Origin of the sequence: Rahnella victoriana, from assembly GCF_021276285.1 — a bacterium.
GTDB classification, from domain to species: domain Bacteria; phylum Pseudomonadota; class Gammaproteobacteria; order Enterobacterales; family Enterobacteriaceae; genus Rahnella; species Rahnella victoriana.
This window is the reverse complement of sequence record NZ_CP089919.1, coordinates 1,998,150-2,016,544: the sequence shown is the minus strand read 5'-3', so window position 1 is coordinate 2,016,544 and position 18,395 is coordinate 1,998,150. Positions and strand designations below refer to the sequence as shown.

Genomic DNA, 18,395 nt, shown 5'->3' with positions numbered 1-18,395 from the left:
GACTCAGGCGTCGTTCATCAGCAACTGACGGATAAACCCGACATGCAGCGCGACGCCCGTCTGTAACGCCTCTTCATCGAGACGAAAACGCGGATTATGCACGCCATAAGTCGCGCCAATTTTTTCATTCCCGCTGCCAATAAACAGAAAACACCCCGGCACTTTTTGCTGGTAGGAAGAGAAATCCTCTCCGCCAAACAGCGGCTGAGTCACTTCGCGCAGCGCCTGCGGTCCCAGCGTTTTTTCAATCACCTGACGCGCAATCGCACAGGCCTCAGGATGGTTGTCGCCGTTCACATAGCCGCGTGTCCAGCGCAGTTCGTATGTCGCGCCATGCGCTGCCGTGATCCCCGAAATGATCTGCTCCATCACCTGCGGCACCTGTTCGCGCACGTTGCTGTGATGCGTCCGCAGCGTTCCGGCGAGCTTCACCCGCTCCGGGATCACGTTATAACTTTCGCCCGTCTGGAAGGTTGCGATAGTCAGCACCGGCACCTGAAGCGGATCAATACGGCGCGCCACAACGTTTTGCAGTGCGGTGACAACTTCCGCGCCGATCACCACCGGATCGATACACAAATGCGGCATAGAACCGTGGCCGCCTTTGCCGGTAATGGTGATGTCGAAGTTATCTGTGGACGCGCAGAACACGCCCTCTTTCAGCCCCACTTCACCGGTCGGAGAATTAGGCATCACGTGCAGGCCGAAGATTTTCTCAACGCCATCCAGCACACCTAAATCCACCAGTTCCTGTGCCCCGCCCGGTGGCACTTCTTCAGCATGCTGGAAGATAAACCGCACAGAACCATGCAACTCAGACTGACATTGGGTCAGCACTTTTGCCGCACCCAGCAACATTGCGGTGTGAGCATCATGACCACAGGCGTGCATCACGCCGGGGACCGTTGAGCAGAAAGGTTCATCGTTCTCTTCCTGAATCGGCAGGGCATCGATATCCGCCCGCAGCGCATATACCGGCCCCGGATGCGCCCCTTTCAGATCGGCAATCACGCTGTTGGGCGTCAGATGTGTCAGGGTCAGACCGCCGAAACTTTCCAGCTGTTGAGTAATGTACGCCGCCGTTTTATGCTCCTGAAAAGAGAGTTCAGGATGGGCATGAATATGTCTGCGCCAGCGCAGCACGTCCGCTTTGACTTCAGCCAGCATTGCTTCGAAATTAAAAGTCATCACTCTTCTCCTCAGTTAAGCCACATCGCGCATTGGCGCACGAGGTTTTATTGCCAGCGGCAGGATAGCCAGACCGGCCACCACCATCGCCAGCGCCAGAAATACAAACGTAGAAAGGTAACCGTGGCTGGCGGTGATGAGATATCCCATCGCAATCGGCGCCACAAATCCGCCGAGAGTTCCGCCGGTATTAATGATCCCCATCGCCGCGCCCATGACGTCAGAAGGCAGGCGTTTCATCGGCAGCGTAAAGACGGTCACAAAGGACGCCATCAGGAAAACGTAGCCGAGGAACAGGAACAACCCGGCCGTAACCGCCGATGCCGACGTAAAGACCAGCCAGATGCACAGCGCACTGAGCAGTGCGCAGCAGAAAATCACTTTCGGCTCTTTGCCCTGCATATAGCGTCCGACCAGCCAGCCGGTTGCCAGTGAAGAAATCCAAATACCCAGCCCGCCTGTCGCGACCACCATGCCGGATACGTCGAGTGACATACCGCGCTGCTGGACCAGATATTTCGGCAACCACGCCATCAGGCCGTAAGACGGAATGTTGATGCAGAAAATTGAGACAAACAGCAGCAGGACAATCGGGTTTTTCAGTAAGTCCCGATAACCGGTTTTCGCGCCGGTACGGGCTTGCGCTTCCGGCGGATTGGGCACAAAAATCACAATCGCTACGGCGATGGCAAAAGCCAGCAATCCGAGAATGGAGAACGATCCGCGCCAGCCAAGATGATCCAGGCTGTAAACCGCAATCAGCGGTCCGGCAGTCATCGCCAGTCCGGCGGAAGACAGCAAAATCGACTGCGCAAAGGTTCGCTTCTCAACTGCGAAATTAGACACTACCGCTTTGGCGCAGGACGCAGGATAGCCGGAATGGCCGACGCCGGAGAGAAACCGGAACGTGACCAGTAATCCCAGGCTGAGGCCCAGCGTTCCGAAACACAGCGCGAAGCCGCCCAGCAAGAACAGCGACATGCCGAGCACTTTTTTGTAGCCGAACCGGTCATTCAGCCAGCCCGCGGGGATCTGAAACAGCGAATAGGCCAGGAAGAAAATGCCGGTGATATACCCCAGCTGTTCAGGTTGCAGATTAAATTCGCGCTCGATGGGCAGCAGCGCAAAGCCCATCACTGTTTTATCGATATACACCACGGCGTAACCGACAAATAGCAGGAAGATCATCAGGGAACGACTTTTCATAGCGGATATCCCTTTTTGTTATCACCACGTCAGATTTTCTCACTGCCGGATGAATCGTAAAATGCGACATGCGTCACGTAATCAACTGAATAACAACATATTATTTTTCTCAATCCTGACGCTATCAGCTTTACAGCCTGACCATAAGATGCAATTTTTGGGCGGGTGATGCTTTTTACTGATAGGGATCGTGATGCGCTATTTGCCGAAATTACAGCAACTGAAGGTTTTCCAGCAGGTTATCCGCAGCGGCAGTATTCGCGGCGCGGCGCGGGCGTTGAATCAGTCACAACCGGCGGTCAGCAGAACATTGCGTGAACTGGAACAAACGCTCGATACGCAGCTGATTGTGCGTGGTAATCAGGGGATGACGCTGACCGAAACGGGGCGTGCATTTGCGCAGCGTATGCAATTTATCCTCGAAGAACTTGAGCGCGCCGCCGATGAAATTCGCCAGATCGAACAATATTCGCAGGGCTCCGTCGCCATTGGATTTTCATCGCTGCTGGCGCTGACGGTTTTTCCCGGACTGGCAGGAGAATTTAAGACGCAGTTTCCGCAGTCCAAACTGCTGATCAAAGAGGGGCAACTTTCCACGTTGTTACCTGCACTGCGCGAAGGGAAACTGGATTTCGCGGTCGGCACCGCCGGACCGGGATTTCCGCTGGAAGATCTGGTGCGTGAGTCGCTGTTCAGCGCCCCTTTCTGCGTTATCGCCCGGCGTGGACATCCGCTGGCAGACGCCACAACTCTGGCGGAATTACAGGATGCGCGCTGGCTGTTGCCCGAAACGGATATGGGGTATTACCAGCAAATCAGGATATCGATGGGAGGATTTCATCAGCCGGCAGCGGAAATGCCGGTGCATACAGATTCGGTGGTGTGCGGGCTAAATATGGTGTTGCAGTCTGATTATCTGACCATTGTGGCCCGGGCGATGAAAGCGCCGTTTGGGCTGGAAGAAAGGTTGAGTGTGCTCAATATCGATACCCTGCCGCAGGCAGAATACTGTGTGCTTTACTCGCAAAAATCGCCGCTGACGTTTGCCGCGCGGCGATTTTTGGATTTATTGCGCAGCCAGTGCCACGCGCATGACTGGTCGTAACTTATTCGGCTGCAATCACTTCAAAGCTGTGGGTGATGGTGGCCGCTTTACCCAGCATCAGGGACACGGAGCAGTACTTTTCGGCAGACAGGCTGACCGCACGCTCAACAATCTTATCGGTGAGATCTTTACCGGTGACGATGAAATGCAGATTGATATGCGTGAATAAACGCGGTGCTTCTTCGCGGCGCTGCGAGGTCAGTTTCACTTCACAATCGCGCACGTCGTTGCGACCTTTTTGCAAAATTGACACCACATCGATCGCGCTGCAACCGCCCGCAGACATCAGCAGCATTTCCATCGGGCTGGGGGCTTTATCGCCCGCGTTACCATCCATTGAAATCTGATGCCCTGACGCTGACTCACCTAAAAATGTCAGCCCTTCAACCCATTTAACACGTGCGTGCATGAACTATTCTCCCGGTGAATAAACTTGTCGATATCCGCTCTCAGAGTACCCTTTCACCTAAAATCTGGCAACGTAACCCGATCGCCATCATGCTGAAGCGAGACAACAGAAGACAGCATCCCAAACCTGTGCTACAAACAAAGCCGAAACATACTTTCCAGTGAATTGCGGTGACGGTTTTCGCGGTTTAAGAACAGAACCCACGGTGATAACAGCAATAAACAGGCTGTTGCACTCCGACACCCGCTTGCAGCATTTCTGGGGAGTTATATGCTGAAAGGGCGCTTTTTACGTTGAAGTGCCGTACAGGGAACTCTGAGCCCTGTGATTTTGGGCAGCGATAACAACAGAGGATAATAGCAAATGGTTCTCGGCAAGCCACAAACAGACCCGACTCTTGAATGGTTCCTGTCTCACTGTCATATACATAAGTATCCGTCTAAAAGTACGCTGATTCACCAGGGTGAAAAAGCCGAAACGCTGTACTACATCGTGAAAGGGTCGGTTGCCGTCCTGATTAAAGATGAAGAAGGCAAAGAGATGATACTGTCCTACCTGAACCAAGGTGACTTCATCGGCGAGCTGGGACTCTTCGAAGAAGGTCAGGAACGCAGTGCCTGGGTACGTGCTAAAACTGCCTGCGAAGTGGCTGAAATTTCGTATAAAAAATTCCGCCAGCTGATTCAGGTAAACCCGGATATTCTGATGCGTCTTTCCGCGCAGATGGCTAACCGTCTGCAAGTGACGTCAGAGAAAGTCGGCAACCTTGCCTTCCTCGACGTAACAGGCCGTATCGCTCAAACCTTGCTTAATCTGGCTAAACAGCCTGATGCAATGACCCATCCGGACGGGATGCAAATCAAGATCACCCGTCAGGAAATCGGCCAAATCGTCGGTTGTTCACGTGAAACAGTCGGACGTATTCTCAAAATGCTGGAAGATCAGAGCCTGATCTCCGCACACGGTAAAACGATTGTCGTTTACGGCACACGTTAATCCCTCAAAAATCGGCGCGGCAGAACACTGTCGCGCCTTTTTTATGGGCTAAGCTTTACCCATGACGCTATGGCGAAGACTGTTTTACCATCCTGAAATAAATTACGCGCTGCGCCAGACGCTGGTGTTGTGCCTGCCTGTCGGCATTTGCTGGCTGTTCGGCAACCTGCAAATGGGTCTGCTTTTTTCACTCTGTCCGGCCTGTTGTAACGTCGCCGGTCTGGATACCCCGCACAAACGCTTTTTTAAACGCCTGATGATCGGCGGTTCACTCTTTGCTGTGAGCAGCATTCTGCTGCAACTGATGCTGGAAAACTGGCACATTCCCCTGCCGCTGATCATGCTGTCTCTGGCCCTGTTGCTCGGCGTCACCGGCGAAATCAGCCCGCTGCATGCGCGTCTGTTGCCCGGTGCGCTGGTCGCCACCATCTTCACGCTGAGCATGGCCGGGATCCGGCCGATGTGGCAGGCACCGGTGTTGTTTGCCGCCGGCACCGCCTGGTACGGATTGTTTAACTGGTTATGGTTTCGTATCTCCAAAGAACAGCCGATGCGCGAAACCCTCAGCCAGCTTTATCTGCAACTGGCGGATTATTTCGAAGCCAAATACAGCCTGCTGACCCAACACACCGATCCCGAAACCGCCCTGCCGCCCTTACTGGCGCGCCAGCAGAAAGTCATCGACCTGATTGCCCTGCTCTACCAGCAACTGCACATGCTGCCGCAGCACGGGCATCATCATCACCATAAGCGGCTGTTTCAGCGTTTTCAGGTCGCGCTCGATTTGCAGGAGCACATCACCGTCAGCCTGCATCAGCCGGAAGAAGTGCAAAGGCTGGTGGAAGAAAGCCATGCCGAGGCGGTGATCCGCCGCAATGCGCAGGTGATTTCTGCGCGGCTGCGGGTGATCGCCGACGACATTCTTTATCACCGGTTATCCGGGCGTTTTACGATGGCGAATGAACTGGCGGCGCTGGAGAAAATCGCCGCGCGCACGCCGGACAATCCGGTCGGTCAGTTTTGTTATTACCATTTCAGCCGCATTGCCCGTCTGTTACGCACACAGCGGCCATTGTACAAACGTGACCTGATGAACACGCAGCCGCGTCTGCCCTTCTGGCCCGCGCTGAAAAGTTATCTCTCGTTCAAATCCGTCGCCCTGCGTAACGCCGCCCGTCTGGGCATTATTCTGGCGATTGGCAGCAGCCTAGGTCTGTTTTTCAATCTGCCCAAACCGTACTGGATTTTGCTGACCATCATGCTGGTCAGTCAGAACGGCTATAACGCCACGCGCGTGCGGATCCAGCACCGTGCGCTGGGCACGCTGGCCGGATTACTGATTGCCTCAGGATTGTTAAAACTGGAGCTGCCGGAAGGCACCACGCTGTTATGCATGCTGCTGATCACCTTGTTGTCGTATACGGTGTTGCGTAAAAACTACGGGCTGGCGATGGTCGGTATGACGGTGACGGCGGTTTATACCCTGCAACTGCTGGCGATGAATGGCATACATTTTCTGGTGCCGCGTCTGGTGGACACGCTGATCGGCTGCGCACTGGCGTTCGGTGGCACCATCTGGCTGTGGCCGCAATGGCAAAGCGGTTTGCTGCGCCAGAATGCGCATCAGGCGCTGGAAACCTATCAGGACGCCATCCGGCTTTTGCTTGAGGAAAACCCGGACACCGCCAAACTGGCGTACACCCGTATGCAGGTCAATCAGGCACACAACAAGCTGTTCACCTCACTGAATCAGGCGATGCAGGAACCGGGGTTTAACTCGCATTATCTGGCGGATATGCGTCTGTGGGTGACGCACAGCCAGTTCGTGGTCGAGCATATCAATGCGATGACGATCCTTGCCCGCGAGCATTACATGCTGCCGGAGGCGCTGGCGACAGAGTATTTACAGACCTGTGAAATCGCGTTGCAGAGCTGTCAGCAACGTCTGCTTTACGACGGGCCGGGCAGTGAAAACAACCTGTTTAACGCACCGGAGCTTCACCCTGACATGCCGCTGACGGAGATGGAACGTCATCTGCGGCGGGTGATTTCGCATCTCAGCGTGATGCATACCATTTCGTCACTGGCGTGGAAGCAGAGGCCGCATCATGGGATCTGGCTGACGCGGAAGGCGTGATTTATAACTCCCTCCCCTGCGAAGGGGAGGGTTGGGGTGGGGTATTAAAGTCGGCTTAATTGTCTGGGTTGCCCTCAAACCAACACCCCATCCCAGCCTTCCCCTCGTGAAAGGGGAAGGAGCAAAAGCAAAACCGTTCAGCCATTGCAGGATAGAAGTAAAACGTCGATCGGCCCCTTCGCAGCGGGAGGAGCAGTCAGCCTGCGACCTTTGCTACCGCTTTCTCAAACCTTTCCATCCCCTCTTCAATATCCGCGAAGTCGATAACAAGCGATGGCGCAAACCGCATCACGTTCGGTCCGGCGACCAGCATCATCAGCCCGCAGTCGGCGGCGGCGGCATGGAATTCTCCGGCGCGGTTTTTATATGCATCGGAAAGCTCAGCGCCGATCAGCAGACCCTGACCACGGAACTCGCTGAAGATGTGATATTTCTGATTGATGGCTTCCAGCGCGCTGATAAATTTCTCGCGGCGTTCATTGATACCGGCCAGCACCTCAGGCGTATTGATGATGTCCAGCGCGGCTTCGGCGACGGCGCAGGCCAGCGGGTTTCCGCCGTATGTGGTGCCGTGTTTGCCCGGCTCCATCACCGAGGCTACGTCTTCGGTTGCCAGCATGGCGGAAACCGGGAAGCCGCCGCCCAGCGCCTTGGCGGTGGTCAGAATGTCTGGCGTCACGCCGTAATGCATATAGCTGAACAGCTTACCGCTGCGCCCCATGCCGCTTTGTACTTCATCGAGCACCAGCAGCGCCTGATGTTTGTCGCAAAGCTCGCGCAGACCTTGCAGGAATTCCGGGGTGGCGGACGTGACACCGCCTTCGCCCTGAACAGGTTCCACGACGATGGCGCAGGTGTGATCGTCGATCACCGCTTTTACGGCGTCCAGATCGTTAAACGGCACGTGGACGATGTCAGCAGGTTTCGGGCCAAAGCCGTCGGAGTATTTTGGCTGACCGCCCACGGAAACCGTGAACAGCGTGCGGCCGTGGAAGGCGTTATGGAAAGCGATGATCTTACTTTTGTACGGGCTGTGGCGGTGCGAGGCGTAGTAACGCGCCAGCTTAAAGGCGGCTTCGTTGGCTTCCGCCCCGGAGTTGGCGAAAAATACGCGGTCGGCAAAGGTGGCGTCGATCAGCTTCTGCGCCAGTCGCAGTGCGGGTTCATTGGTAAAGACGTTACTGACATGCCACAGGGTTTCGCCCTGCTCGTGCAATGCTTTCACCAGGGCAGGATGACAATGCCCGAGCGCCGTTACCGCGATACCGCCCGCGAAATCAACGTATTCGGTGCCTTGCTGATCCCAGACGCGACTGCCTTTACCTTTTACGGGAATAAATTTCGCAGGTGAATAAACCGGCAAAATGACTTTGTCGAACGTGCCCCGATCTACCGCTGATTTTTCTGCCATTACCCTTCTCCCTTCCTGCCATTGATATGAAAATATACTCACAAAATATGCATAAAAAATCACACGCAGGCAAACAGAAATCGCACCTGATGGGTAAGTAATTTTTTCAGCAGAATTAACTGATTAGATTTTAAGGAAATTATCCAGAAGCTGATGCCCCTGCTCGCTCAGAATGCTTTCGGGATGGAACTGAACCCCATGCAGCGGCAAGGTGTTGTGCATGATGCCCATGATTTCATCGCGGTCGCCGTCGCGCTCTGTCCATGCCGTGACATCAAAACAGTCCGGCAACGTTTCCGGCGCCACCACCAGCGAATGATAGCGGGTGACAGTCAGCGGATTGTTCAGCCCGCTGAAAACGCTTTTACCGGTGTGGCGGACGGGCGAAGTTTTACCGTGAATAGCCTGACGCGCCCGCACGATGTTCGCGCCAAATGCCTGTGCCATCGCCTGATGCCCGAGGCACACGCCGAGGATCGGCATACGGTCAGCAAAATGGGTAATGGCTTGCAGGGAAATACCGGCCTGATCCGGCGTGCACGGGCCGGGAGAGATCACCAGATGCGACGGGGCAAGCTGTTCGATATCCGCGAGCGTCAGCTGATCGTTACGCATCACTTTTACCTGCGCGCCAAGCTCGCAAAAATATTGGTAGAGGTTGTAAGTGAAGGAGTCGTAGTTGTCGATCAGCAGCAGCATAGCGTACCCGGTAAAAGTGAAAGAATTTACCGGGCAATTCTACGCAATTTTCCGTTCAGGCTTCAGCTTTATGTCGATCAATGTTCATCGTGGATTTCGCTGACGACGTCATTGAAAATCGCCACCAGATCGGTTTCATCGCCAAACACGGCGGTTTTATTGGCCGCCAGCCAGCGGTCACGATCGACTTTCGCCCATTCAATGTCGTAACCGGCGTGGATCACCAGTTGCTCGATGAAAATCCTCAGCGCGCGCCCGTTGCCCTCACGGAACGGATGCAACAGATTCAGGCCGGTGTAGTAATGTCCGAGACGCTCAGCGAACTTATCCAGCGGTAACCCGACCAGAAACTCTTCTTCCTCCAGTTCCTGCATCAGGGCATTGCCTTCCTTTTCGATGTAGCCGAAATGGCAGAACTGGGTGTCGTCCTTGTAGATATCAATTTCCCGAAAGTGACCCGCCCACGGATAAATATCCTGGAACAAAGCCAGATGCACCGCGCAAAGATGCGGTAACCCCATCGCGGAAGGACCGAGTGGCATGATCGCCGCGCGCAGGGCAGTAAATTCCTGTTCAGCCTGTAACAGACGATGCGCTTCGCGGATTTCCAGCCGGTTTTTCAGCACATTGATGCCGGGATAATAATAAGGGTCGGCACCGGCCACGAGTTTATCGTTCATAGTGCTTCCTCAGTTCGGTGAGACGGTGCGAGATTTGTTCGTTATCCAGCGTGATAACCTCTACCTGCACGCCGTCCAGCGCGCTGCTGGCCTGAAAGTTTTGCCGCTGACGTTCGCGAAAAAGTTTTTCCTGCTGCCTGAGTGTCAGTTTCTTCGCCATCTTATTTCCTCCCTGGGTATCGCCAGTCGGGCGCATACCTTGTGGAGTTAAGTATAGACAGAGAAAAAAAGGCGCCCGTCACGGCGCCCTAAACTCGGATTATTCAACAGCGACAGGCGTCTCGTTCACGTCCGTTTTATGATCCGCTTGCAGCGTTTTCACCCGCGCTTCAAGCTGCTTCACCGCTTCGGCATCCGGCAACAGGGAATATTTCAGCTCAAACACCGTGCTCTGGCCCGGCTGCAGTTGTTTCACCCGTCCCTGTTCACGTTCGATGGTCACCGGATAGGCATAATTCGTCCCCGGCTCAATACCGGTCACGTAGCCCTGTCTCAGCGTATCGGTGTTTTTCCACAGCGTCAGCAGCGGCAACTGATGGGTATCGAATTCAATCGATGCCCCTTTATTTCCCGCTTTGTTCACCACACCGGCAATGGTTTTGCCCTGCGCATCTGCCAGCGGCACCATATTAAAGACCATTTCATCAAAGTCTTTGGTCGGCCGGGCGTAAGTCTGCCAGTCAGATAACCCTTTTTTGGCGTAATCATTGAATGGCGAAATCGATTTCAGCGGCGCAATGAAACGGGCACCTTCTTCAAGGATCGGCTGGCCGAAATTACTGTGATAAATAATCTGGTAGTCGTGCGGATAATCCGACGCGTTTGTCAGGGTATCGTGAATGGTCCAGGAATAGCTGCCGGGCACGTAACGCAGCGCGGTCCAGGTTTCCAGCCTGGCTTTCTTAAAGGTGTCTTCTTTCAGCAAGCCGCGCACAGTGATTGCATAAGGGGCTTTGTCGGCAATATCAATCTCCACTTTAGAGGCGGGTGTATTGCCCGCCCGGCCGTGCAGCGTATAAATCATGCCGTCGGCGGTCACCGGATGTCCGGTCCATTCAAAGCCGCACCGTACCATCATTTCATTGAAACCTTCCAGCCAGCCCACACCGTTACGGCTTTCAAGGTTGATATACGCCGGATTGACCACTTCCTGAACCGGTGAATCCCAGCCTAAGCGGATGTTATCGCCGGTCACATGCAGCAAATCCATCCCCCGCGTCGGACTCAGGGCAATCGTCAGCCCTTTGCTGGTAATCGTGATGACTTTTGACCCTTCCTGTTTACCGCCATGCAGCACTTTCTGTTCGATGCTGAAATCTGCCCCTGCGATATTCAGCTTTTTGCTGTCAGTCTTCCAGTTTCCCAGTTCTGTACCGGCTTCAGCATCCGTCAGCACAATAGTTTGTGCTGCAGCCTGCCACGAAAAAAGCCCCATAACGATCCCGGTAACGAGTAATTTTTTCACAATAACTCCTTTTTGCTGAATTGATTTAGCCCAAAAGCAATTCAGCCTACAAACCCGCACAGGCGAAAAACGTGACAGCCTTCAAGTTGAACGGTTTTACCCCTGAACGGCTGGCAGCAACGTGCCAGGTTTCGCAAAAAGCCTTGTAGTCAGTGAGAAATTGCAGGCAAAACTGAGATATCAGACACGATAATCTGCTCATCAGCTGATGCGTTTCAGCTGATGAACGTAAGCTGAAGAGGGATTACTTTTTCCGGCCGCCCATAATGGAGCCAAGCACGCCGCGCAAAATCTGACGCCCTAAATCCCGCGCCATGCTTTTTGCGGCAACCTGCACCACGCCGTCACGTTTGCCGCCGCGCGGGCCGGTGCTGCCGAACAGGATCTCATTCAGTCCGCCCATCAGCCCGCCACCGGAAGGGGCTTCTGCGGCGGGTTTGGCCGAACCGGCGGATTGCGGTGTGGCGACGGTGCCAAACCCTTGCGCGGTGATTTTCTCGTAGGCGGATTCACGGTCAATACTGTCTTCGTAGCGACCATACAGCGGCGACTGATTGATGGCTTTGTTGCGCCCTTCCTCGCCCAGCATGCCCATTTTAGATTCCGGGGCGATCACCATCGCCCGCTGTACCACTTCCGGCCGCCCTTTCTCATCAAGGAATGACACCAGCGCCTCGCCGACGCCCAGTTCGGTAATCGCCGTTTCCGCATCAAATGCCGGATTGGCACGCAGCGTTTGTGCTGCCGCTTTTACCGCTTTCTGATCACGCGGCGTAAACGCGCGCAGGGCATGTTGTACGCGGTTGCCGAGCTGACCGAGCACGCTGTCAGGGATATCCAGCGGGTTTTGCGTCACGAAGTAAATCCCCACGCCTTTGGAGCGGATCAGGCGCACCACCTGTTCGATTTTGGTCAGCAATGCCTGCGGGGCATCATTAAACAGCAGATGCGCTTCATCAAAAAAGAACACCAGTTTCGGTTGCTCAGGGTCGCCGACTTCCGGCAGTTGCTCAAACAACTCCGCCAGCAGCCACAGCAGGAAAACGGCGTAGAGTTTCGGCTGGTTAATCAGCTTATCCGCTGCCAGCAGGTTGATAATGCCGTGACCGTTGCTGTCGGTTTTCATCAGGTCATTGATATCCAGCATCGGCTCGCCGAAGAACTGATTGGCGCCCTGACCTTCCAGCGTCAGCAAACCACGCTGAATCGCCCCGACGGAGGCTGAGGAAATGTTGCCGTACTGCGTCTGAAATTGTTTCGCGTTATCGCCGGTAAACTGCACCATCGCCCGCAGATCTTTCATGTCGAGCAACAACAGTCCGTTGTCGTCGGCAATCTTAAACACCAGTTGTAATACGCCGCTTTGCACCTCATTGAGATCAAGTAACCGCGCCAGCAGCAACGGCCCCAGATCAGAAATCGTCGCACGGATAGGATGGCCTTTTTCTCCGAAAATATCCCACGGAATAATGCTGCACGCTTGCGGTTGCCAGTCCGTCACACCGATATTATTTAGCCGCGCGGTGAGTTTTTCCGACAGCACGCCTTCTGCGCCAATACCGGACAAATCGCCTTTCACATCCGCCAGAAAAACCGGAATGCCAATGCGGGAAAACTGCTCCGCCATCCGTTGCAGCGTGACGGTTTTACCGGTACCGGTCGCGCCGGTAATCAGTCCATGCCGGTTGGCCAGCGCAGGCAGGATCACCAGATCATCCACCGGTTTACCTTCACTCATGGCTTTGGCGATCAGACGGGCTTCACTCATGTCATTTTCCTTGAAAGGGGGACGCGGGCGCGTTACTTAAAACTATAAGTCTCATCAGAGGAGCGTCAATAAACGGGCAATAAAAAGCCCCCGGAACCGGAGGCTTAGAAAAACAGTATTCTGGCAGAAAGGCTGAAAAATTAAGGCAGCACTTTCGCAGACAGGATCACAATCGGGGTCGTCGGCACGTTCTGGTAAGGCCCGACATTGTCGGTTTTAACCTGAGACATTTTGTCTACCACGTCCATTCCTTTGATGACTTTACCGAATACGGCATAGCCGAAATCACGCTGGCCGTGATCGAGGAACGCATTGTCTGCCACGTTGATGAAGAACTGGCTGGTGGCGCTGTCTTTATCAGCAGTACGCGCCATGGCGACCGTACCGCGCAGGTTGCGCAGGCCGTTGTCGGCTTCGTTCTTGATCGGCTCTTTGGTGGCTTTCTGCTGCATGTCAGTGGTGAAACCGCCGCCCTGTACCATGAAGCCCGGGATCACACGGTGGAAAATGGTGTTGTTGTAATAGCCGCTCTGGGCGTAATCAACGAAGTTTTTCACAGAAACCGGTGCCTTCGCACTGTCGAGTTCCAGTTCGATATTCCCTGCTGACGTGGTCAGCATGACGTGAGTCTGGCCAGCCGCAAAAGCAGTCGACAGGGCTGACAGGGATAGCAGCGCAGTCAGGGCCACTAAAGTACGTTTAAACATGACGGTTCCTTTCTCCAGAATACAAACAACAGATCTCACTGATTCTAAAGAGCCTTTACGCTCAGCGCCAGACCTTTACCTTTATTTACGCTCTTGAATAATTTATTCAGATATTTCAAAATATTACATCGGATAAATGCCGCGTTAGCTGTTGAAATCTACGGGGTAATCTTTATCCAGATGAATTGTCGTTTTCGCCATTTGCGTTTGTGCGATCAGCACGCCCTCACGCAGGGAATATTGCACCGGCGTCTGACGACGCACCGCATCAAAACCGCTTTGCGCAGGCAGGATCACCAGACTGGCGGCGTGGCCGCTTTCCAGACCGTAGCCTTGCAGGTTCATGGTGCGGGCGCTGTAAGTGGTGATCAGTTTCAGGCCGTCATCGATTTGCTGATATCCCATCAGCTGACAAACATGCAGCCCCATGTGCAGCACCTGCAACATGTTGGCGGTGCCTAGCGGATACCACGGGTCGAACACGTCATCATGGCCGAAACAGACGTTAATCCCGGCATCGAGCATTTCTTTGACCCGCGTGATACCGCGGCGTTTCGGATAGGTATCGAACCGTCCCTGCAGGTGGATGTTGACCAGCGGATTGGCGACAAAGTTAATACCCGACATTTTCAGCAAACGGAACAAACGCGAGGTGTAGGCGCCGTTGTAGGAGTGCATCGCCGTGGTATGGCTGGCGGTGACGCGTGAACCCATATTCTCACGCAGGGCCAGCGCGGCGACGGTTTCCACAAACCGTGACTGTTCATCGTCAATTTCATCGCAATGCACGTCGATAAGCGCATGGTATTTCTTCGCCAGCGCGAAGGTTTTATGCAGCGATTCCACGCCGTATTCGCGGGTGAATTCGAAGTGCGGAATGGCACCGACCACGTCCGCGCCCAGCCTGAGCGCCTCTTCCAGCAGGGCTTCGCCATTCGGGTACGACATAATGCCTTCCTGCGGAAACGCCACAATTTGCAGCGTCACCCAAGGCGCCACCTCGGCTTTCACTTCCAGCATGGCCTTCAGCGCGGTCAGCGTCGGATCAGAGACGTCCACGTGCGTGCGCACATGCTGGATGCCATTGGCAATCTGCCATTTCAGCGTCTGCCATGCGCGCTGTTTGACGTCTTCGTGCGACAGCAGCGCCTTGCGTTCTGCCCAGCGTTCAATGCCTTCAAACAACGTACCGGACTGATTCCACGCGGGCTGACCGGCGGTCTGGGTGGTATCAAGATGAATATGCGGCTCGATAAAGGGAGGTATTGCCAGCCCGCCGCCGGCATCCAGAATATCTTCGCCGTAATCGGCATTGTCCAGTTGGGAGACAATCTGGCGGATCATGCCGTCTTCGATATCGATCTGCCATAACCCTTCCCGGTCAGGCAATCGTACATTTTTAATGGTACGCAAAAGAGTTTTCGTCACGCGTTACCTCATCGTTTTTAGAAAGACTGCGTTGTCAGTGAGGGGAGAGCCAATCTTAGAACAATAGCCTGAAAGTGTTTATAAATCGAAAGGTTACATAAAAACCCAATAAAATCAGACAAATACCACCTAAGGAGTATATTGAAACCGGCTTGATTTGCATCAATACCCCCTGTTACGCGCGGGTTATGTTTAGCCGTAGAAAATCAAATTTGAGGCATTTATGAGCAAAGTCAGACTCGCGATAATAGGCAACGGCATGGTGGGCCATCGCTTTATCGAAGATTTACTGGATAAAGCAGAACCGGGTCAGTTCGAGATCACGGTATTGTGTGAAGAACCGCGCGTGGCCTACGACCGCGTCCATCTTTCCTCCTATTTTTCCCATCATACCGCCGAAGAACTGTCACTGGTTCGCGAAGGCTTCTACGAAAAACACAACGTCAACGTGCTGATTGGCGAACGGGCGATTACGCTGAACCGCAAGGAAAAAGTCATTCATTCCAGCAGCGGCCGCACGGTGTATTACGACAAACTGATTATCGCCACCGGTTCCTACCCGTGGGTGCCGCCAATCGCGGGTTCCGACGGTCAGGATTGCTTCGTTTACCGCACCATTGAAGACTTACACGCCATCGAATCCTGCGCCCGTCGCAGCAAACGCGGTGCCGTGGTAGGCGGCGGTTTGCTTGGCCTTGAAGCCGCCGGTGCGCTGAAAAACCTCGGTGTGGAAACGCACGTGGTCGAGTTCGCCCCCGGCCTGATGGCGGAACAGCTTGATACCATGGGCGGCAGCCAGCTACGCCAGAAAATCGAAAGCATGGGCGTGCGGGTTCACACCGCCAAAAATACTCAACAGATTGTTCAGGGCGGCACGTCAGCCCGTAAAACGATGGAATTCGCCGACGGCACCTTCCTGGAAGTCGATTTCATCGTGTTCTCCACCGGTATCCGCCCGCAGGATAAACTGGCACGCCAGTGTGATCTAGAGATCGCCCCGCGCGGCGGCATCGTGATTAACGATCAGTGCCAGACCAGCGATCCGGACGTGTACGCCATCGGCGAATGTGCGTCGTGGAATCAGCGCACCTTCGGTCTGGTCGCGCCGGGCTACAAAATGGCGCAGGTCACCGCCGACCATTTACTTGGTCGCGATAACGCCTTCACCGGCGCAGACATGAGCGCCAAACTGAAACTGCTGGGCGTTGATGTGGCCGGTATCGGCGATGCCCACGCCCGTACGCCGGGTGCCCGCAGCTATGTGTATCTGGATGAAAGCAAGGCGCTGTACAAACGTCTGGTGGTCAGCGAAGACAACACCACCCTGCTCGGCGCGGTACTGGTCGGGGATACCAGCGATTACGGCAACCTGCTGCAACTGGTGCTGAACAGCATTCCGTTGCCGGAAAATCCGGACGCGCTGATCCTGCCCGCTCATGCAGGCAGGATCAGCGCGGTGATTGGCACCGATGCCCTGCCGGAAAGCGCGCAAATCTGTTCCTGTTTTGACGTCACCAAAGGCGACATCATCAAAGCCGTTCAGGGCGGCTGCCATACCGTCGCGGCGCTGAAATCAGCGACCAAAGCCGGTACCGGCTGCGGCGGTTGTATTCCGCTGGTCACGCAGGTGCTGAATGCTGAACTGAGCAAGCAAGGCATCGAAGTGAACCATCATCTGTGCGAACACTTCGCGTATTCCCGACAGGAGCTGTATCACCTGATCCGCGTGGAAGGCATCCGTTCGTACGACGATCTGCTGAACAAATACGGCAAAGGTTACGGCTGTGAAGTGTGTAAACCGACCGTCGGCTCGCTGCTGGCGTCATGCTGGAATGACTACGTACTGAAACCGCAGCACACGCCGTTGCAGGACACCAACGACGTGTTCCTCGCCAACATGCAAAAAGACGGCACGTATTCCGTGATCCCGCGCTCGCCGGGCGGTGAAATTACCCCGCAGGGATTGCAGGCCATCGGCGAAATCGCGGCGGAATACAATCTCTACACCAAGATCACCGGCTCGCAGCGCATCGGCATGTTCGGCGCGCAAAAAGACGATTTACCGGCCATCTGGCAGAAACTGATTAACGCCGGATTCGAAACCGGTCAGGCGTACGCCAAAGCCCTGCGCATGGCGAAAACCTGTGTCGGCAGCACCTGGTGCCGTTACGGCGTGGGCGACAGCCTCGGTTTCGGCATCAGTCTGGAAAACCGCTATAAAGGCATCCGCACGCCACACAAAATGAAGTTCGGCGTGTCGGGCTGTACCCGTGAATGTTCCGAAGCGCAGGGTAAAGACGTCGGGATTATCGCCACGGAAAACGGCTGGAACCTGTATGTCTGCGGCAACGGCGGCATGAAACCCCGCCACGGCGATTTGCTGGCCGCCGATCTGGATAACGACACGCTGCTGCGTTATCTCGACCGTTTCATGATGTTCTACATCCGCACCGCCGATAAGCTGCAACGCACGTCAGTCTGGATGGACAACCTCGAAGGCGGCATCAGCTATCTGCGTAAAGTCATCATCGACGACAAACTTGGTCTTAACGAACAGCTGGAAGCCGAACTGGCGCGCCTGCGCGATTCCGCCGTCTGTGAATGGCAGGAAACGCTGAACGATCCGGCGGCACAAACCCGCTTCAGCCACTTTATCAACAGCAGCCAGCGTGATCCGAACGTGCAGTTTGTCGGTGAACGTCAGCAGCATCGTCCGGCGCGTCCTGACGAACGTATTCCGGTGACGCTGGTCACTGACGGGGAGGAAGTATGATGAGCCAGTGGTTAACGCTTTGTTCTGTCGATCAGATCCTGCCTGCCTGCGGCGTGTGCGCACTGGCAGGCGATCAGCAGGTCGCGCTGTTCCGCCCTTACGCCGATGAGCAGATTTTTGCCCTGTCGAATATCGATCCGTTCGCGCAGGCCAGCGTACTTTCACGCGGGATTATCGCTGAACATCAGGGCGAGCTGTGGGTCGCCAGTCCGCTGAAAAAGCAACATTTCCGCCTGACTGACGGCCTGTGCATGGAAGACAGCCAGTATTCGGTTCCGGCTTACGAAGTCCGTGTGCGCGACGGGAAGGTGGAAATCAATACCGCCAGCCTTCAGGCTGTAACCTGCTAAACTCCGCGCTTTCCACGCCGCCTCCGGGCGGCGTTATTCTTTTTTCAAAACATGCTGTCTCAGAGAACACTGT

The 18,395-nt window shown here is 54.8% G+C and carries 16 protein-coding genes; 5 read left to right on the top strand and 11 right to left on the bottom strand.

Annotated elements, in window-relative coordinates; translation table 11 throughout:
* Nucleotides 1-3: 3 nt before the first annotated feature.
* Together J9880_RS09220 and J9880_RS09215 are read right to left on the bottom strand one after the other, a co-directional pair.
* On the bottom strand, nucleotides 4-1,188 hold the full coding sequence (locus J9880_RS09220; RefSeq protein ID WP_095923781.1) for an amidohydrolase: 1,185 nt from the start codon (nucleotides 1,186-1,188) through the stop codon (nucleotides 4-6).
* A gap of 15 nt (nucleotides 1,189-1,203) precedes the next feature.
* Entirely contained in the window at nucleotides 1,204-2,394 is a 1,191-nt protein-coding gene (locus J9880_RS09215; protein WP_095923782.1) for an MFS transporter, read from the bottom strand.
* Between the two features lie 193 nt (nucleotides 2,395-2,587).
* Between J9880_RS09215 and J9880_RS09210 the strand changes: the two genes are divergently transcribed.
* A complete protein-coding gene (locus J9880_RS09210) occupies nucleotides 2,588-3,499 on the top strand; it encodes a LysR substrate-binding domain-containing protein (protein ID WP_095923783.1) in 912 nt (303 codons plus the stop codon).
* A gap of 1 nt (nucleotide 3,500) precedes the next feature.
* Here J9880_RS09210 and J9880_RS09205 read toward each other — a convergent pair whose 3' ends face one another.
* Nucleotides 3,501-3,908, bottom strand: coding sequence for an OsmC family protein (locus J9880_RS09205; protein ID WP_013573635.1), 408 nt, complete (start codon nucleotides 3,906-3,908; stop codon nucleotides 3,501-3,503).
* Between the two features lie 363 nt (nucleotides 3,909-4,271).
* Between J9880_RS09205 and crp the strand changes: the two genes are divergently transcribed.
* Together crp and J9880_RS09195 are read left to right on the top strand one after the other, a co-directional pair.
* Nucleotides 4,272-4,904 (top strand): cAMP-activated global transcriptional regulator CRP, encoded by a 633-nt coding sequence (gene crp / locus J9880_RS09200; RefSeq protein ID WP_013573634.1) that lies wholly within the window; start codon nucleotides 4,272-4,274, stop codon nucleotides 4,902-4,904.
* 61 nt (nucleotides 4,905-4,965) lie between these two features.
* Entirely contained in the window at nucleotides 4,966-7,041 is a 2,076-nt protein-coding gene (locus J9880_RS09195; RefSeq protein ID WP_095923784.1) for a YccS/YhfK family putative transporter, read from the top strand.
* 196 nt (nucleotides 7,042-7,237) lie between these two features.
* Here the strand turns inward: J9880_RS09195 and argD are convergent, their stop codons facing one another.
* The 8 genes from argD to J9880_RS09155 all read right to left on the bottom strand — a co-directional run bounded on the left by argD (nucleotide 7,238) and on the right by J9880_RS09155 (nucleotide 15,199).
* Complete coding sequence (argD, locus tag J9880_RS09190) at nucleotides 7,238-8,452, bottom strand: bifunctional acetylornithine/succinyldiaminopimelate transaminase (RefSeq protein WP_119825272.1); 1,215 nt, start codon at nucleotides 8,450-8,452, stop codon at nucleotides 7,238-7,240.
* 123 nt (nucleotides 8,453-8,575) lie between these two features.
* The gene (locus J9880_RS09185) at nucleotides 8,576-9,151 is read right to left on the bottom strand and encodes an aminodeoxychorismate synthase component II (protein WP_195817644.1); all 576 of its coding nucleotides are present in this window, start codon (nucleotides 9,149-9,151) and stop codon (nucleotides 8,576-8,578) included.
* Nucleotides 9,152-9,228: 77 nt separating this feature from the next.
* Nucleotides 9,229-9,831, bottom strand: coding sequence for a putative adenosine monophosphate-protein transferase Fic (locus J9880_RS09180; protein WP_119825274.1), 603 nt, complete (start codon nucleotides 9,829-9,831; stop codon nucleotides 9,229-9,231).
* Nucleotides 9,821-9,991, bottom strand: a complete 171-nt coding sequence (locus tag J9880_RS09175) for a YhfG family protein (RefSeq protein WP_232770363.1) — start codon at nucleotides 9,989-9,991, stop codon at nucleotides 9,821-9,823. Before J9880_RS09175 ends, J9880_RS09180 begins: the two co-directional genes overlap by 11 nt.
* A gap of 99 nt (nucleotides 9,992-10,090) precedes the next feature.
* Nucleotides 10,091-11,296 (bottom strand): aldose 1-epimerase family protein, encoded by a 1,206-nt coding sequence (locus tag J9880_RS09170; protein WP_095923789.1) that lies wholly within the window; start codon nucleotides 11,294-11,296, stop codon nucleotides 10,091-10,093.
* A 244-nt stretch (nucleotides 11,297-11,540) separates the two neighbouring features.
* Nucleotides 11,541-13,064 carry a helicase HerA-like C-terminal domain-containing protein gene (locus tag J9880_RS09165; protein ID WP_232770362.1) on the bottom strand — a complete coding sequence of 508 codons (1,524 nt, stop codon included), beginning with the start codon at nucleotides 13,062-13,064 and terminating at the stop codon, nucleotides 11,541-11,543.
* Nucleotides 13,065-13,204: 140 nt separating this feature from the next.
* Nucleotides 13,205-13,771 (bottom strand): peptidylprolyl isomerase A, encoded by a 567-nt coding sequence (ppiA, locus tag J9880_RS09160; protein ID WP_232770361.1) that lies wholly within the window; start codon nucleotides 13,769-13,771, stop codon nucleotides 13,205-13,207.
* A gap of 144 nt (nucleotides 13,772-13,915) precedes the next feature.
* The gene (locus J9880_RS09155) at nucleotides 13,916-15,199 is read right to left on the bottom strand and encodes a cytosine deaminase (protein WP_232770360.1); all 1,284 of its coding nucleotides are present in this window, start codon (nucleotides 15,197-15,199) and stop codon (nucleotides 13,916-13,918) included.
* 223 nt (nucleotides 15,200-15,422) lie between these two features.
* On the opposite strand from J9880_RS09155, the gene nirB reads away from it, so the two are divergent.
* Both nirB and nirD read left to right on the top strand, forming a co-directional pair.
* Nucleotides 15,423-17,972 (top strand): nitrite reductase large subunit NirB, encoded by a 2,550-nt coding sequence (gene nirB, locus J9880_RS09150; protein ID WP_232770359.1) that lies wholly within the window; start codon nucleotides 15,423-15,425, stop codon nucleotides 17,970-17,972.
* On the top strand, nucleotides 17,972-18,322 hold the full coding sequence (gene nirD, locus J9880_RS09145; protein WP_095923794.1) for a nitrite reductase small subunit NirD: 351 nt from the start codon (nucleotides 17,972-17,974) through the stop codon (nucleotides 18,320-18,322). Before nirB ends, nirD begins: the two co-directional genes overlap by 1 nt.
* Nucleotides 18,323-18,395: the final 73 nt, after the last annotated feature.

Excerpts from the sequence above, each read along its gene's own strand:
- J9880_RS09165 (WP_232770362.1), bottom strand. The coding sequence starts at position 13,064 with ATGAGTGAAGCCCGTCTGATCGCCAAAGCCATGAGTGAAGGTAAACCG.
- J9880_RS09175 (WP_232770363.1), bottom strand. The coding sequence starts at position 9,991 with ATGGCGAAGAAACTGACACTCAGGCAGCAGGAAAAACTTTTTCGCGAA.
- J9880_RS09210 (WP_095923783.1), top strand. The coding sequence starts at position 2,588 with ATGCGCTATTTGCCGAAATTACAGCAACTGAAGGTTTTCCAGCAGGTT.
- J9880_RS09185 (WP_195817644.1), bottom strand. The coding sequence starts at position 9,151 with ATGCTGCTGCTGATCGACAACTACGACTCCTTCACTTACAACCTCTAC.
- J9880_RS09215 (WP_095923782.1), bottom strand. The coding sequence starts at position 2,394 with ATGAAAAGTCGTTCCCTGATGATCTTCCTGCTATTTGTCGGTTACGCC.
- nirB (WP_232770359.1), top strand. The coding sequence starts at position 15,423 with ATGAGCAAAGTCAGACTCGCGATAATAGGCAACGGCATGGTGGGCCAT.
- J9880_RS09180 (WP_119825274.1), bottom strand. The coding sequence starts at position 9,831 with ATGAACGATAAACTCGTGGCCGGTGCCGACCCTTATTATTATCCCGGC.
- J9880_RS09195 (WP_095923784.1), top strand. The coding sequence starts at position 4,966 with ATGACGCTATGGCGAAGACTGTTTTACCATCCTGAAATAAATTACGCG.
- argD (WP_119825272.1), bottom strand. The coding sequence starts at position 8,452 with ATGGCAGAAAAATCAGCGGTAGATCGGGGCACGTTCGACAAAGTCATT.
- nirD (WP_095923794.1), top strand. The coding sequence starts at position 17,972 with ATGAGCCAGTGGTTAACGCTTTGTTCTGTCGATCAGATCCTGCCTGCC.
- J9880_RS09220 (WP_095923781.1), bottom strand. The coding sequence starts at position 1,188 with ATGACTTTTAATTTCGAAGCAATGCTGGCTGAAGTCAAAGCGGACGTG.
- ppiA (WP_232770361.1), bottom strand. The coding sequence starts at position 13,771 with ATGTTTAAACGTACTTTAGTGGCCCTGACTGCGCTGCTATCCCTGTCA.
- crp (WP_013573634.1), top strand. The coding sequence starts at position 4,272 with ATGGTTCTCGGCAAGCCACAAACAGACCCGACTCTTGAATGGTTCCTG.
- J9880_RS09205 (WP_013573635.1), bottom strand. The coding sequence starts at position 3,908 with ATGCACGCACGTGTTAAATGGGTTGAAGGGCTGACATTTTTAGGTGAG.